This window comes from Kribbella sp. NPDC003505 (assembly GCF_040610875.1).
GTDB lineage: Bacteria > Actinomycetota > Actinomycetes > Propionibacteriales > Kribbellaceae > Kribbella.
On the sequence record NZ_JBEXNA010000007.1, the window covers coordinates 431173 to 444933 of the forward strand.

The following is a 13761-nucleotide window of genomic DNA, read 5'->3' on the forward strand; positions in this document are numbered from 1 at the left end:
GTTCGCACGCAACCGCAAGTTCGTCAAGAGAAACAAACACTAATGAACATCTTCACTCCACTTTTCCGCTCGAAGGGTCCACTTTGGGCTCGCGCCAACCGTTTCGGCCGCTCGCGGATGGTCGGTGAGGGCCCAAAGACGTCGGCGGGAGTGGTGTGGGGGCGGAGGGGCGCGGAGGGTCAGGCTGGTGGGGTGTGGGCGGGGGTGATGCGGCCGGTGACGTCGCCGAGGCCGAGGCGGGATCCGCTGGCTGTGGTCGCCCAGGCGGTGATGGTGACCTCGTCGCCGTCCTCGAGGAAGGTGTGTTGCCTGCCGTCGACGATCAGCGGCTCGCGACCGCCCCAGCTCAGCTCGATGAAGGAGCCGCGTTGGTTCTTCTGGGCGCCGCTGACGGTGCCGGAGGCGTAGAGGTCACCGGTACGGACGGTGGCGCCGTTGACGGTCATGTGGGCGAGCATCTGCGCGGCGGACCAGTAGATGTCGCGGTACGGCGGGGAGCTCACCAGTTGGCCGTTCAGCCTGACTTCGAACGTGATGTCGAAGTTCGTCAGATTGGGTCCGGCGAGATACGGAAGCACGGGCGGGTCCTGCGCCGGAAGCGGTACGGCGGACGCGGCGAGGGCGTCGAGGGAGACGACCCAGGGTGAGATCGACGTGGCGAAGGACTTGCCGAGGAACGGGCCGAGCGGGACGTACTCCCAGGCCTGGAGGTCGCGCGCGGACCAGTCGTTGACGACGACCACGCCGTACACATGCTCCTCGAAATCGGCAACGGACACAGGCTTTCCGAGCGTCGACGGCGTCCCGACCACGTAGCCGAGTTCGACCTCGATGTCGAGCCGTTGCGAGGGTCCGAAGGTCGGCGCCGCGGCGTCCGGCGCCTTGCGCTGACCGGACGGCCGGACAATGTCGGTGCCGCTGACAACGACCGTGCCGGCCCGGCCGTGGTACCCGACCGGGAGGTGCTTCCAGTTCGGCAGCAACGGCTCGGAGTCCGGGCGGAACAGCCGGCCGAGGTTCGATGCGTGCTGCTCGGAGGCGTAGAAGTCGACGTAGTCGCCGACCTCGAACGGCAGCTGCATGGTGACCGCGGACTGCGGGATCAGGTGCGGCTCGACGACGTCCCGGTCGTTGGGGTTCCGGACCAGGTCGAGCAGCCAGTTCCTGGTGGCCTGCCAGGCCGGGCGGCCGAGCGCGAGGAACGGGTTCAGCGCCGGTTCGGCGAACAGTTGCGCGCCGTCCAGCATCTGCGCGGACGCGACCGGCGCGAGATCGATGATCTGGTCGCCGATCGCGGCGCCGACCCGCGGCTCCTCGTCCCCGTGCCGGAACACGCCGAGCGGCAGGTTGTCCGGCCCGAACGGCGAACCGTCCGGGATCTCGATCCAGCTCATTCAGTCCTCCATCAGGCGCAAGGTCGTCAAGTCGGTGCGTGGCTCCTCGATGCTGCACGAGCCGAACGACGTGAACCACCGGCGGGTGCTCGCCGCCTGCTCGTCGGAGAGTTCGCGTGCGCGCACCGCCAGCCCGGCGCCCTGTCGCTCGGCCAGGACGGCGGCCACCTCGTCGGTGGACGCCCCGTCCAGTGAGGCGCGGGTCGCCAGCAGCACGTTCAGGAAGCCGTGGTGCTCGAAACCCGAGTCCACCGCGGTATGGCGGACCGCGTTGTGGAGCCCGGCGGTGCACTTGAAGGCCACTTCGCGGTCGAGGCAGGCGGTGACGAACGCGGCGACCTGGTCCTCCGACGGGAACAGCGACGCGTCGAGGCCGCCGGTGCGGAGCTTGGCGGCGTAGCCGGCGTCGGCGACGACGTCCAGCGCGCGTTCCCAGGCGCCCTCCAGGCCGATCTCGACGTACGCCGTCTCCTCGTCGAGACAGTCGTCGCACGCCCGGACCACGCGGAGCGCGTTGCGGGACAGATCGTCCTCGTCCCGCAACCGCACCTCGACCGCGGTCACCTCGACGTCCTTGGAGCGATCACCCCACCGCACAGCCGGCTCGATCCCGCCGGCGCCTCCGGAGATCACCACCGACACCCGCAGCGGGCCGGGCACCCCGCCGGGCTTCGCGCGCGCAGCCGCCTCAGCGACCTTCATCAGGTCCTGGTCGGTGCAGACGAACGGGCCGACCAGGTCGGCGTACGGCGCCACGCGGTGCGCCTGGTGCGTGGCGACGGCCTCGGCCAGCGGCAGGTTGCCCGGAGGGAACATCGACGCGTCGTCGACCAGGTGCCGGAACAGGGCAGGGACGGTTGACATGCTCCAGAGCCTAACGGATGCTTTCGGTAAGCGGACGCAAGCGTTCGATTATCGGATAGGCAGGATGAGATGGCGTACTACCGGCAGGTCGGCGAGGTTCCACCCAAGCGGCACACGCAGTTCCGGAAGCCGGACGGCGGGCTGTACTACGAGGAGCTGATGGGCGAGGAGGGGTTCTCGTCGGACTCCTCGCTGCTGTACCACGCCGGCGTACCGTCGGCGATCGTCGACTCACAGGTATGGGACCTGCCGGACCTCGCCACCGTCGCGAACCATCCGCTGACGCCGCGGCACCTGAAGCTGCACGACCTGTTCACCGACACCTCCAAGTCGAACGCCGTGGAGGACCGGCGGCTCGTCCTCGGCAACGGCGACGTCCGGATCTCGTACGCCGTCGCGGAGCAGCCGTCGCCGTACTACCGCAACGCAATCGGCGACGAGTGCGTGTACGTCGAGAAGGGTTCGGCGACCGTGGAGACCGTGTTCGGCGTCCTGAACGCGGTCCAGGGCGACTACGTGATCATCCCGCGCGCGACCACGCACCGCTGGCTGCCCGGGCCCGAGGGCGTGCACGCGTACTGCATCGAGGCGAACTCGCACATCGCGCCGCCGAAGCGCTACCTGTCCCGGTACGGCCAGTTCCTCGAGCACTCGCCGTACTGCGAGCGCGACCTGCATCCGGCCGCCGAGCCGCTCGTGGTGGAGGGCACCGACGTCGAGGTGCTGGTCAAGCACCGCGGGAACGGGGCCGGCGGGATCGTCGGGTCGCGGATGACGTACGCGACGCACCCGTTCGACGTGGTCGGCTGGGACGGCTGCCTGTACCCGTACACGTTCAACGTCAGCGACTTCGAGCCGATCACCGGGCGCGTGCATCAGCCGCCGCCCGTGCACCAGGTGTTCGAGGGGTACAACTTCGTGGTCTGCAACTTCGTGCCGCGGAAGGTCGACTACCACCCGCTGTCGGTGCCGGTGCCGTACTACCACTCGAACGTCGACTCCGACGAGGTGATGTTCTACTGCGGCGGCGACTACGAGGCGCGGAAGGGCTCCGGGATCGGGCTCGGGTCGATCTCGCTGCACCCCGGCGGGTACGCGCACGGCCCGCAGCCGTCGGCGATCGAGGCGTCGCTCGGCGCGGAGCGGTTCGAGGAACTCGCGGTGATGGTCGACACCTTCCGGCCGCTGGAACTGGGCGAGGGCGGCCAGGCCGTCGACGACGGCGTCTACGCCTGGACCTGGGCGGGTCGCCGCAAGGACTGAGCGTCTGTGCGATTCTGTCCCCTGTGAGTGAGGACGGGGACGCGGTTTCGCAGGTCACAGAGGACAGTCCGGAGGTGCTGGTGCAGGAGCCACCGCACGATCCCGGACGGCCGTTCGTGGTCGGTGTCGACCGCGAGGCCGTGCTGCGCCGGCGTGAGGTGGTGCGGACCGTCGAGCGGCGGGGCGGGTGGGTGACGCTCGCGCTCGGCGTGATCGGCATCGCCGCCGCGCTCTACGCGCTGGTCGCGTTCCGTGGGTCCGGGATGTGGCCGTTCGCGTTGTTGTTGATCCTGGCAATGATCCCGCTGGTGCTCAGCACCGTGCTGGTGTATCGCCTGCAGGCCGAGCGGACCAAGTGGTACGCCACGAACGAGTTGCCGCCGGTGGCGATGCGGATCTCCGCCAAGGGACTCGAGCTGGCCTGCGACGGAGCGGCGTACCCGGTCGTGCTGCCGTGGGCGACCGTCCGCGGCTTCACACAGCACAAGCTGCTCGGCCAGTACACGCTGGACCTGGCCCTGGCCCGCGGCGTGAGTGCGACGACCGCCGGCGTCCGCGGCCTGGACCAGCCGTCGGTCCGGAGCGTCGTCAAGCCGAACCCGCTGCTCCGCCCGACCGGCATGTTCCTGGTCAAGGCCCTCGACCAGCCGGTGCACGTCATCGACGAGGCGCTCAAACACTTCTCCAACGGCGCCGCAGGCATCCAGCGCTGACCTGCCCGCCTGCGAAGCTCGAGAGGATGAACGAGAGCTTCGTGGTCGGCCTGCGGCGCGATGAGGTGCTGCGCCGCCGCGCCGTCGTCCGCCGGATCCGGCTGATCGGCGGCGCGATCGTGGTGGTCACAACCGCGGTCGGCCTGGCGCTTTCGGTGTGGTTGATGATCCTGCTCGGCGACGCCCGGTACATCGGCCTGCTGATGATCGCGTCGCTGCTGCTGCCGCTCGTCAGCGTCGTCCAGTCCTTCCGGCAGCAGCGCTGGTACGCCGGGGCGGACCTCCCGCCGTACGCGATCCGTATGACGCCGGCCGCGCTCGAGCTCGGCGTCGAGGGCGCGCCCGCTCCCGTCGTACTGCCGTGGCCTGCGGTGATCGGCTTCCGGCGCGAGCGGCGGGCCGGTCAGCCTGTGCTGCGGGTCGTCCTGCAGCGCGGCGTGACAGCGACGAGCCCCGGAGTCAGCGGTCTCGACCAACCGGCCGCGCGGGCCACGCTGCAGCCCAGCAAGTTCGTCAAGAACGGCGGCCTCTACGGCGTACCGTCACTCGACCAGTCCGTCGAGGCGATCGACCAGGCCCTGCGCTACTTCTCCAACGGCAACGCCGCGGTCGTGCGCTAACAGGGTAGGGCGCGGTACGTGTAGCCGAGCTTGGTGAGTTTGGTCAAGGCCCGGTCGAGAGCGGCGACCGTCTGGGAGCGGTTGCCCCCGCCGTCGTGCATCAAGATGATCGCGCCGGGACGGGCGCCGGCCAGGATCGCGTGCTCGATGTGCGCGGCGCCGGGCTTCTCCCAGTCCTTCGTGTCGACGTCCCAGAGCACCTGCCGCTGCCGGTACGCCGCCGCGATGGCTGCGATCTTCGCGTTCGTCGCGCCGGTCGGCGGCCGCAGGCACTTGGACTTCACGCCGGTGGCGATCTCCTGCCGCACCTTCGCGTCCGGCAGCAGGGTCAGCGTCTTGTGGTCCCACGTGTGGTTGCCCACCTGGTGCCCCGCGGCGCGCTCGGCCGCGAGCAGCTCCGGGTACTGCGCCACCTGGATGCCGAGCACGAAGAACGTCGCCTGCGCCTTGTGCTTGCGCAGCACCTGCAGGACCTTCGGCGTCCACTCGCGCTGCGGACCGTCGTCGAAGGTCAGATAGAGCACCTTCCCGTGCGCCGCGAGGTTCCAGTCGTCGGCCGGCGGCTTGGCAACCGCCGGTTTGGCGGCCGGTTGCGTGGACTGTGTGGACTGTGTGGATTGCGTGGATTGCGTGGCCTGCTTGGTCGACGACGGCTCGCCTCGCTTGGAGGTGCCGGGCTGGAGTCCGTGGCTCGGCGTCTGGGTGACGGGCGCGGCAGCGGACGTGACGGAGTGGTCGGAGGGCGTGGCGGCTTGGGCGAGGACGGCACCGCAGAGGAGGGCGGCGACCAACGGCAGCAGTTTGCCGGGCGGCTTGGTCATGAGGGGTATCTTCCCGCCTGGCCGGGGGCATCGGTTCACGGGGTGGGGGTGTGTCGGCCGTATCGTGTGCTCCTGGGCCGGAGATCCCGGCGAGTTGACCTGTGAGGCGGGGCGATGACGGAGCAGACGAGGATGACCCGACGTACGGTGATCGGCGGAGCGGCAGCGCTGGCCGCGGCCGGTTTCCAGGCGGTCCCGGCGTACGCCGGCGGCACCTCGGGGCACGGGCCCGGGAAGACCGTCCGGCTGACCGTGATGGGCACCACCGACCTGCATGGCAACGTCTTCAACTGGGACTACTTCAAGAACACCGAGTACGACGACAGCGCGCACAACGACATCGGCCTGGCCAAGATCTCCACCCTGGTCAGCGCGGTCCGGGACCGGATCGCCGCGGACCGGCACGCGCCGCGCCCGCTGCTGCTCGACGCCGGCGACACGATCCAGGGCACCCCGCTGGCGTACTACTTCGCGAAGATCGAGCCCATCACCGGCGGCCACACCCACCCGATGGCCGCGGCGATGAACCGCATCGGGTACGACGCCGCCGCGCTCGGCAACCACGAGTTCAACTACGGGCTCGACATCCTCCGCAGGTTCCAGCGGCAGCTGCGGTTCCCGCTGCTCGGCGCGAACGCCCAGGACTGGACCACGGGCCTGCCGGTGTTCCCGCCGTACACGCTGAAGCGGGTGCACGTGCCGGGGGAGAAGCCGATCACCGTCGGCATCCTCGGGCTGACCAACCCCGGCATCGCGATCTGGGACAAGGCGAACGTCGAGAACAAGCTGAAGTTCGGCGGCATCGTCGAGCTGGCCAAGATCTGGGCGCCGCGGGTCCGGCAGGCCGGCGCCGACGTCGTGATCGCCTCGGTGCACTCCGGGATGGACCTGTCGTCGTCGTACGGCGACGCGCTGCCGTACCCGGAGAACGCGTCGGTGCTGATGGCCGAGACCGTCCCGGGGATCGACGCCGTCCTGGTCGGGCACGCGCACCTGGAGATCCCCGAGCGGCTCGTCACGAACAAGACCACCGGCGAGCAGGTGGTGCTGAGCGAGCCGCTGAAGTGGGGGATGCGGCTGTCGCTGTTCGACCTCGACCTGGAGAAGGTCCGCGGGCAGTGGAAGGTCGTCGGCCGGCACAGCCAGGTGCTGAACGCGAACTCCGTCGCGGCCGACCCGGACGTCGTCGCGCTGCTGCAGAAGGACCACGACAAGGTCGTCGAGTACGTGAACTCGAAGATCGGCACCTGCACCGAGGCGATGTCCGCGGCCACCGCGCCGTGGGAGGACACCGCGGCGCTCGACTTCGTGAACTTCGTCCAGGCCGACGCGGTGTCGAAGGCGCTCGCCGGTACGCCGCAGGCGTCGCTGCCGGTGCTCGCGATCGCGGCGCCGTTCAACCGGGCCGCGGCGATCCCGGCCGGGGACGTGTCGGTGCGGGACGTGGCCGGGCTGTACGTCTTCGACAACACGCTGCTCGGAGTGACGATGACGGGCGCGCAGATCAAGGACTACCTGGAGTTCTCCGCGCAGTACTTCAAGCAGGTCACCGGGACCGGTCCGTTCCCGTCCGACCAGGTCACCAACGCCCCGACCTCGACCGCGCCGAACGGCACGCCGGACTACAACTACGACATCCTCGGCGGCCTCAGCAAGCCGCTCACGTACAAGATCGACATCGCCAAGCCGGTGGGCTCGCGGATCACCGGCCTCGCGTACGACGGCACGCCGGTGGCCGCCGACCAGCAGTTCGTGGTCGCGGTCAACAACTACCGCCAGTCCGGCGGCGGCAACTTCCCGCACGTCAAGACCGCCCCGGTCGTCTACAACCGCCAGGTCGAGATCCGCCAACTGATGATCGACTACGTGACCGCGACCGGCACGGTCGACCCGAACACCTTCCACACCACCGACTGGTCGCTGATCTCCAACGGTTCCCCGATCACGGTCACCGGCTGAGGTAAGAATCGCGGCATCCCGGACAGAGACGGGGTATGACGCGAACACAGACACGGCCCCGGGAGAGGGATCTGATGGACGATCCTCCCCCGGGGACCCGGCTGGCGGGCTTCGAGCGGTTGTTCGTCCAGCATCACGACGACGTGCTTCGATACTTCGTGCGGCGGCTTGATGTGCGAGCCGACGCGGCGGATCTTCTGGCCGAGACCTTCCTGATCGCCTGGCGGCGACTGGACGACATACCCGACGGTCACCCGCTGCCGTGGTTGTACGGCGTGGCGCGCCGCGTGCTGGCCAATCACCGCCGGGGTGAGACGCGACGGCACGGTCTGGCCGACAAGCTCCGCGACGACCTCCGCTCGGTGCCGGCCGATCCCGAGACCGGTCTCGAGGTCCGGCACGCCGCAGATGTCTTCCGGCAGTTGTCCGACCGCGATCGCGAACTGCTGTCGCTGGTCGCGTGGGAGGGGCTCGACACCGCGCAGCTCGCGGCAGTTCTCGGTTGTTCACGCAGTACGGCGACTGTCCGGCTGCACCGCGCTCGCCGACGGCTCGAGCGCCTGATGAGCCAGACCACACCGGGCCGTGAGCCCGCTCGCACCCGAGGAGAACGCGCATGAACACGATCGACCTGCTCCGCACCCTGGATCCGATCGCCGGCGACGATCCGGCCACCGCGGTCGGCGAGGAGAGTCGCGCCGAGATGCTGACCCGGATCGGCAACTCCCCGGTCCCGGTGAAGACACGCAAAAGCCGGGTCCGGCGTCGTCTGGTGCCGGCGCTCGTTGCGGCCACGGTGGTCGTGGCCGCGGCGGTCACCGTTGTCGAACTGCCGGGCGGCTCCCGGCAGGAGGCGTTGGGCGCGGCGTTGTCGTTCGACGCCGAGGGGGATTACCTGAGGGTTCGCGTCGTCGACCCGTACGCCGACAGCGCTCGGTACAACAAGGAGTTCAAGAAGCACCACCTGAACATCACCCTCGAACTCATGCCCGGCTCGCCGTCGACGGTCGGGTTGAGTCCCGCGGCCGTGTTCGGGCCGGACTCGCCGAACATCAAGCAGACCGACGACCCGCCGGGTTGTGCGCAGGCGGGGACCTTCCCGTGCGTCCCGGAGTTCCTGATTCCGAAGAACTACTCCGGCGAGGCGGCCCTCGTCATCGCCCGCGCCGCCCGCCCCGGTGAGCAGATCACCTTCACCGGAGCGATCGACGGCCGCGGCGAGGCCTTGCAGGGCGTGAAGTACCGCAACCTCCGGGTCTCACAGGTGCTGGCGATCCTGCAGCAGCGCGGGTACACCGTCCCGGAGTACCGCGTCTCCGGGAACGGCACGACTTCGTCCCCGAAGACGGTGCCACCGACGTACTTCGTCAAGGACGGCTTCCTGGTGAAGGACAAGCAGGTCATCCTCTTCGCCTCGCCCAAGCGCTAGGTAGGCCCTAGTCGAGGCACAGGGGGAGCAGACCGAGGAGTACGACGCCGGTCGCGACCAGGATCGAGGTCCGCGAAGGTCGCGACCACCGGCGACCGCCGTCGCCGGCCGGCTGGTGGCAGCGTTGCAGGACCCCGGCGACGGAGACCGCGATCGCCGCGAGGAGCACGAGCGGCTCGGCCCACCCGAAGATCGCGCCCCAGGGGGTGGCGAGCAGGGCCAGCGAACCGACCGCGGCGCCGGCGCCGAAGATCGCGCCGACGCCGCGGCGGATCGACAGCAGCAGTACGGCGAGCGCGACCGTGATCCCGCCGCTGATGGCGCCGTACCCGATGCCGCCCACCGTGGCCAGGCAGTCCTCTTCCGGAACGCAGCTCCGGGACTGGACGATCATCACGATCACGCCGATCACCACCGCGACACCGAGACCGATGCCCAGGGCGCGGAAGACGGTGCCGACGATCGATCGCGCCCAGGTCCGCGTGTCCATCCGAGAAAGGTACGGCGTGCGACGGTCACCGCGACCGGACAGAAGTCCTCGCCGAAACCTTGACCGGATGATTGGCTAAGTGATTTAGTCAGTTTGTGAGTTACTCAGCTGCTGAGGTGCCGCCCAGTCTGTCCGACCGGTTGACCGAGTCGATTCTCGGGATCATCCGCGACGGCGGGCTGCGGCCCGGTGACGCGATCCCGTCGGCGCGGGAGTTGGCGAAGCGGTTCGCGATCACCACGCCGACGGTGCGGGAGGCGTTGCGGAAGCTCGAGGCGACCGGGGCGGTCGAGTTCCGGCACGGCTCCGGGACGTACGTCGGGCCGACGATCAACAACGTCGTGCTGGCGAATCCGCACCGGCCGCCGATCACCAGGGACTCGGTGCTGCAGCTGATCGGCGCGCGCCTGGTGATCGAGCCCGCGGTGGCGGCGCAGTCGGCCGTCGCCCGCAGGCCGGAGAACCTGGAGCGCCTGGAGGCCGCGGTCACCAACGCGCTGGTTCCGCCGGGCGGTCCGGCGTTCGCGCTGAACTTCCACGTCGAGCTCGCCGCCGCGTCCGGGAACCCTTTGCTGCACGAGGTTCTGGCTTCGCTGCTGAAGGTCCGGGTCCGCGAGCAGCAGCAGATCCGCGCGTTGTACGACAATCGCGAACGCGACCACCAGGAGCATCAGGCGATCGTCGAGGCGGTCCGCGCGCAGGACGCCGTACAGGCCGAGCGCCTGACCCGTGAACACCTCGACAACATCCGCCAGGCCGTCGAGTCCGCCCCGGAGTTCTGATGAAGCTCGCCGAGATGACGACCGACGAGGCGGCAGCGGCTGTCCGGGAGTCTCCGCTGGTGATCGTCCCGGTCGGCGCGCAGGAGCAGCACGGCGGCGGGATGGCGATGTCCACCGACACCGTCCGCGCCGTCGGGGTCGCCGAGCGGGTGGCCGAGCGGCTGGCCGGGCGTGCGGTGATCGCCCCGCCGGTGCCGTACGGCGTCTCGCCGCACCACATGGCCTTCGCCGGGACGATGACGTTGTCGCCGGCAACGTTCATGCAGGTCCTCCGCGACCTGGTGGCCAGCCTGCACGAGCACGGCTGGCGGCAGTTCCTGGTGATCACCGGGCACGGCGGGAACAACGCTGCCCTGTCCGTGCTCGCGCAGGAATACGTCCGGACCGACCTGACGTTCGCGTGGACCCCGCTCACCTCCGTGGTGTCCGACCTGATCGGCGACGTCAGCGAGGTCCACGGTCACGCCGGCGAGGCGGAGACCGCGCAGATGTTGTACCTGGCGCCGGAGCTGGTCCAGGCCGATCGCCTGGAGCCCGGCGCCACCGCACTGGACGACCTGACCACCACTGCCCGGCTCTCCCGGCAGTCGCGCGGACCGCGGCTGTCCGTCGGGTTCGACGCGTACCACAAGCGTGGCGTGCTGGGGGATCCCCGCCGCGCCACCGCCGCGGACGGCCGGCTCCTGGTGGAGTCCGCCGCCGACCGGATAGCCGCCTTCGCCGCCGAGTTGCTGGCGGCCTGACGCCGCAGTTCACAAGTTGCTGGACCTTCGCTCAGGGAGGTCCAGGCGCGAGCCTGCCCGCCCGCAGGCCGCCTGCCCCGAGGAGGCACCCCTGATGAACCTCGCACGCCCTGAAACCCCCAGCCACACCGGTCGCCGTACGGCCCGCCGGGTCGGCGCTTTGCTGGCGTCGGCGGCTCTGGTGACCGCCGCCGTCACGTTGCCGACAGCAACCGCTGTCGGTGCGCCCAGCTCCGGCTGCGGCACGCCCGCCGCGCCGAGCGGCGACTACACGGTCGCCAGCGGCGGTCTGACCCGGACGTACCGCTTGCACGTGCCGGACAGCTACAAGCCGTCGAAGGCGCAGTCGCTGATCCTCGTGTACCACGGCCGCGGCAAGACCGGCGCGCAGACCGAGGCGTTCTCCGACCTGTCGAAACTCGACGCAATCGTTGCCTATCCCAACGGTGTGATCGGCGACGAGAACAAGCAGGCCTGGCAGGGCGCGCCGTACTCCGCCGCGGGCGTCGATGACGTGAAGTTCACCGAGGACCTGCTCGACCAGCTGGAGTCGTCGTACTGTGTCGACACCAAGGCCGTCTACGCGACCGGCAAGTCCAACGGCGCCGGCTTCACCGGGATCCTCGCCTGCCGGCTCGCCGACCGGATCGCGGCGATCGCCCCGGTGTCGGGCGCGTTCTACATCGAGGGCACCCACTGCGCACCGAGTCGCCCGGTCCCGGTGCTCGACATCCACGGCACCGGCGACACGACGATCCCGTACGGCGGTGACGGCCAGCGCGACCTGCCCGACGTACAGACGTGGGTCCGCGACTGGTCCGTCCGCGACCAGTGCGACCCAGATCCGAAGACCAGCCGCATCGGTTCCGACGTACTGAAGGTCACTTACCGTGGCTGCGACGCGGATGTCGTCCACGTCGCGGTGACCGACGGCGGCCACAGCTGGCCGGGGTCGGACGCGTCGTCCGGGCCGGGCTACGTCACCCAGTCGTTCGAGGCGCACGAGCTGATCGGCGCGTTCTTCAAGGCGCACAAGTTATGAGTACGACGACCACCGACACGAGGGAGCTGCCCCGGCTCGTCCGGGCGATGGCGGTCATCGAGCGGATCGGGAACGCGCTGCCGCACCCGTTCTGGCTGTTCTGGATTCTGTCCGCGCTGTTGGCCGTGATCAGCGCGATCCTGTCCGCGTTCGACGTTTCCGTCGTCTCGCCCAAGGACGGCAAGGAGGTCGCGGTCCAGAACCTGCTGTCCGGGGACGGCCTGCAGATGGCCGTGTCGACGGCGATCTCGAACTTCGCCGAGTTCCCGCCGATGGCGACGATCGTGGTCGTGATCATGGGCGTCGCGCTGGCCGAACGGACCGGGTTCCTGCAGGCGCTGATGCGGGTCAGCGTCTCCCGGGTGCCGCAGTCGATGGTGGTGTTCGCGGTTGCGTTCGCCGGCACGATGGCGCACGTCGCGTCGGCCGCGGCGTACATCATCTTGGTACCGCTCGGCGGGCTCGCGTTCCGCGCGGTCGGGCGGTCGCCGATCCTCGGCATCGTGGTCGCGTACACCGCGATCGCGTCCGGGTACGACGCCAGCCCGATCCCGACGCCGAACGACGCGATCTTCGCCGGCATCACCACCGCCGCCGCCCGTACGATCGACCCCGGCGCGCACGTCTCGGTGCTGTCGAACTGGTTCTTCAACATCGCCTCGTCGGTGCTGCTCGCGCTGGTGATCACGCTGGTCACCCGGCTCGTGCTGAGCAAGCGGCCCGACCTCGACGCCGACCCGGACGCGCCCGGCGACGGCCCGGACCAGCTGTCCGTGTCCGTTGCCGAGCGCAAGGGCCTGCGCCGGGCCGGGATCGTGTTCCTGGCCGCCGCCGTCGCGATCGTCGCCGTACTGCTGCCCCACGACTCACCCCTGCGCGGCAAGGACGGCAGCATCGTCGACTCGCCGTTCCTCGACGGCATCGCGATGGTCGTCGCGGTCCTCTTCGGGCTGGTCGGGATCGCGTACGGCGTGACGGTGCGGGCGATCCAGCGCGCCGCCGACGTACCGAAGCTGATGGCCGAGGGGATCAGGCAGATGGCGCCGGTGCTGGTGCTGTTCTTCGCGATCGCGCAGTTCCTCGCGTACTTCGACTGGAGCAACCTCGGCGACCTGCTGTCGGCGGAGTCGGCCCGGATCCTCGGCGATCTCGGAGCGCCGAAGGTGGTGATCTTCCTGGGCATCCTCGCGTTGCTGACGATCATCAACGTGCTGGTGACCAGCGGCTCGGCGATGTGGTCACTGACCGCACCGATCCTGGTCCCGATGATGCTGCTGCTCAACGTCCCCGCCGAGACCACGCAGGCCCTCTTCCGCATCGCCGACTCGGGCTCGACCGCAATCACCCCCATGAGCCCGTACTTCGTGATGGCGCTGGGCTTCCTCCAGCGCTACCGCAAGAACGCCGGCGTCGGCACCCTCGCGTCGTACACCGTCCCCCTCGCCGTCGCAATGACCATCGCCTGGACCGTCCTGTTCCTGGCCTGGTGGGCGCTAGGCATCCCCCTCGGCCCGGGGGCGCCGGTGAGATAGCCAGCTGGAGAGGAGCAGCTCGACAGACATCCCATGAGCTAAGGGTGTCAAGCTGCGAGGGTTTCGGTGTGTTGTGGCCAGGCGGTTGTTTCGTTGTAGGGGGTGCCGG

At 69.7% G+C, this 13761-nt stretch carries 14 protein-coding genes; 10 read left to right on the top strand and 4 right to left on the bottom strand.

Annotated features, from left to right (window positions below):
- Positions 1 to 179 precede the first annotated feature (179 nt).
- The gene (gene fahA, locus ABZX12_RS26060; RefSeq protein ID WP_355697158.1) at positions 180 to 1394 is read right to left on the bottom strand and encodes a fumarylacetoacetase; all 1215 of its coding nucleotides are present in this window, start codon (positions 1392 to 1394) and stop codon (positions 180 to 182) included.
- The gene (locus tag ABZX12_RS26065; protein ID WP_355697160.1) at positions 1395 to 2258 is read right to left on the bottom strand and encodes a hypothetical protein; all 864 of its coding nucleotides are present in this window, start codon (positions 2256 to 2258) and stop codon (positions 1395 to 1397) included.
- 69 nt (positions 2259 to 2327) lie between these two features.
- Between ABZX12_RS26065 and ABZX12_RS26070 the strand changes: the two genes are divergently transcribed.
- From ABZX12_RS26070 to ABZX12_RS26080, 3 genes are read left to right on the top strand one after another with little or no spacing between them, the layout of a single operon-like run.
- A complete protein-coding gene (locus tag ABZX12_RS26070; protein WP_355697162.1) occupies positions 2328 to 3521 on the top strand; it encodes a homogentisate 1,2-dioxygenase domain-containing protein in 1194 nt (397 codons plus the stop codon).
- Between the two features lie 23 nt (positions 3522 to 3544).
- Positions 3545 to 4234 carry a hypothetical protein gene (locus ABZX12_RS26075; RefSeq protein WP_355697164.1) on the top strand — a complete coding sequence of 230 codons (690 nt, stop codon included), beginning with the start codon at positions 3545 to 3547 and terminating at the stop codon, positions 4232 to 4234.
- Positions 4235 to 4260: 26 nt separating this feature from the next.
- Positions 4261 to 4854 carry a hypothetical protein gene (locus tag ABZX12_RS26080; RefSeq protein ID WP_355697166.1) on the top strand — a complete coding sequence of 198 codons (594 nt, stop codon included), beginning with the start codon at positions 4261 to 4263 and terminating at the stop codon, positions 4852 to 4854.
- Here ABZX12_RS26080 and ABZX12_RS26085 read toward each other — a convergent pair.
- Positions 4851 to 5675: a polysaccharide deacetylase family protein gene (locus ABZX12_RS26085; protein WP_355697168.1), complete on the bottom strand. Its 825-nt coding sequence runs from the start codon at positions 5673 to 5675 to the stop codon at positions 4851 to 4853. The two genes, ABZX12_RS26080 and ABZX12_RS26085, sit on opposite strands and share 4 nt — an antisense overlap.
- A 132-nt stretch (positions 5676 to 5807) precedes the next feature.
- Here ABZX12_RS26085 and ABZX12_RS26090 point away from each other — a divergent pair, with 132 nt between their 5' ends.
- The 3 genes from ABZX12_RS26090 to ABZX12_RS26100 all read left to right on the top strand — a co-directional run bounded on the left by ABZX12_RS26090 (position 5808) and on the right by ABZX12_RS26100 (position 9063).
- Positions 5808 to 7634, top strand: a complete 1827-nt coding sequence (locus ABZX12_RS26090) for a 5'-nucleotidase C-terminal domain-containing protein (RefSeq protein ID WP_355697170.1) — start codon at positions 5808 to 5810, stop codon at positions 7632 to 7634.
- Positions 7635 to 7708: 74 nt separating this feature from the next.
- Positions 7709 to 8254, top strand: coding sequence for a sigma-70 family RNA polymerase sigma factor (locus ABZX12_RS26095; protein WP_355697172.1), 546 nt, complete (start codon positions 7709 to 7711; stop codon positions 8252 to 8254).
- Positions 8251 to 9063 carry a hypothetical protein gene (locus tag ABZX12_RS26100; protein WP_355697174.1) on the top strand — a complete coding sequence of 271 codons (813 nt, stop codon included), beginning with the start codon at positions 8251 to 8253 and terminating at the stop codon, positions 9061 to 9063. Before ABZX12_RS26095 ends, ABZX12_RS26100 begins: the two co-directional genes overlap by 4 nt.
- A gap of 7 nt (positions 9064 to 9070) precedes the next feature.
- Here ABZX12_RS26100 and ABZX12_RS26105 read toward each other — a convergent pair whose 3' ends face one another.
- Complete coding sequence (locus ABZX12_RS26105; RefSeq protein ID WP_355697175.1) at positions 9071 to 9553, bottom strand: hypothetical protein; 483 nt, start codon at positions 9551 to 9553, stop codon at positions 9071 to 9073.
- Between the two features lie 95 nt (positions 9554 to 9648).
- Between ABZX12_RS26105 and ABZX12_RS26110 the strand changes: the two genes are divergently transcribed.
- The 4 genes from ABZX12_RS26110 to ABZX12_RS26125 all read left to right on the top strand — a co-directional run bounded on the left by ABZX12_RS26110 (position 9649) and on the right by ABZX12_RS26125 (position 13652).
- Entirely contained in the window at positions 9649 to 10335 is a 687-nt protein-coding gene (locus ABZX12_RS26110) for a GntR family transcriptional regulator (protein WP_355697177.1), read from the top strand.
- A complete protein-coding gene (locus tag ABZX12_RS26115; RefSeq protein ID WP_355697179.1) occupies positions 10335 to 11078 on the top strand; it encodes a creatininase family protein in 744 nt (247 codons plus the stop codon). The genes ABZX12_RS26110 and ABZX12_RS26115 overlap by 1 nt, the downstream gene beginning before the upstream one ends.
- A gap of 94 nt (positions 11079 to 11172) precedes the next feature.
- A complete protein-coding gene (locus ABZX12_RS26120; RefSeq protein WP_355697181.1) occupies positions 11173 to 12120 on the top strand; it encodes a prolyl oligopeptidase family serine peptidase in 948 nt (315 codons plus the stop codon).
- Entirely contained in the window at positions 12117 to 13652 is a 1536-nt protein-coding gene (locus ABZX12_RS26125; protein WP_355697183.1) for an AbgT family transporter, read from the top strand. Before ABZX12_RS26120 ends, ABZX12_RS26125 begins: the two co-directional genes overlap by 4 nt.
- The last annotated feature ends 109 nt before the right edge of the window (positions 13653 to 13761 follow it).